The sequence below is a fragment of the Halorubrum sp. AJ67 genome (assembly GCF_000513435.1).
In genome coordinates this window covers 43739-44687 of the sequence record NZ_CBVY010000014.1, presented here as the reverse complement: position 1 = coordinate 44687, position 949 = coordinate 43739, and the positions used below count along the sequence as shown (strand labels likewise).

Here is a 949-nt window from a genome sequence, read left to right as displayed (position 1 = left end):
CTCCAGCGCCGCGACGGCGTCGGCGGCGGTGAACCGCTCGTCGACCGGGGGTCCGTGGTCGCCGTCGCCGTCCGCCGACCAGTCGAACACGACGAGCGGTCCTCCGGCGCGGACCGCCCGGGCGATCTCCGTGAGCGCTTCCGGGCTCGCGAACTCATGGTAGGTCATCGTCGAGAACGCGCCGTCGAGTTCGTCGTCCGCGAACGGGAGGTCCGCGACGTCGCTCGCGACCAGTTCGACGTTCTCGGGGACGCCCTTCTCGCGGTAGTACTCGTGCATCTCCGGCTGGACGTCGACGCCGTAGACGGTCTCGACGCGCTCGGCGACGTCGTCGGTGTAGAATCCGGTGCCGCTCCCGAGGTCGGCAAGGACGCCGAACTCACCGGCCGCGAACGGCCCGACGACCTCTTCCGCGGACACCCAGCGGTACCGCACCGCCGCCCGCTCTAACCGGTCCGCCCCGTCCGCGTCGAACGTGTGGAATCCCATGTGCGACCCTGGACGGCCAGCGCTAAAACTCCTCGTCGAGCCCGTCGAGGAGCCGGTCGATCTCCGCCTCGGTCGAGACGGCGTGGACCGACGCCCGGATCCCGTCCGGACCCGGCAGCGACCGGACGACGACGCCCTCATCGGCGAGCCGGTCGACGGTCGCTTCCGGGTCGTCGACGTCGATCGTGACGAGCCCGGACTCGTACGCTCGCGGACTGAGAAGGTGGTCGTCCGGAACGCCCGCCTTCAGGCGGTTCGTGAGCGACTCGATCCGGGACTCGATCGCGTCGAGCCCGACCGCGTCGATCGCGTCGAGCGCCTCGACGAGGCCGACGTGGGCCGCCGCGGTCGTCGTTCCCACCTCGAAGCGTCCCGCGCCGGGCTTGAACTCGATCTCGTCGCCTCGGGTCCGCGACGCTCGGTAACCGACCGCGCGCGGCGCGGGTCGGCCGCGGCGTCG

2 protein-coding genes are annotated in these 949 nt (G+C 71.8%); both read right to left on the bottom strand.

Annotated elements, in window-relative coordinates; all coding sequences use genetic code 11:
• Positions 1 to 489: class I SAM-dependent methyltransferase (locus BN903_RS11355; protein ID WP_048077833.1), on the bottom strand; the 489-nt coding region annotated here is incomplete at its 3' end.
• Positions 490 to 511: 22 nt separating this feature from the next.
• Positions 512 to 949, bottom strand: a 438-nt coding sequence (locus BN903_RS11350; RefSeq protein ID WP_154018128.1) for an aminotransferase class V-fold PLP-dependent enzyme, incomplete at its 5' end; no start/stop codon positions are given.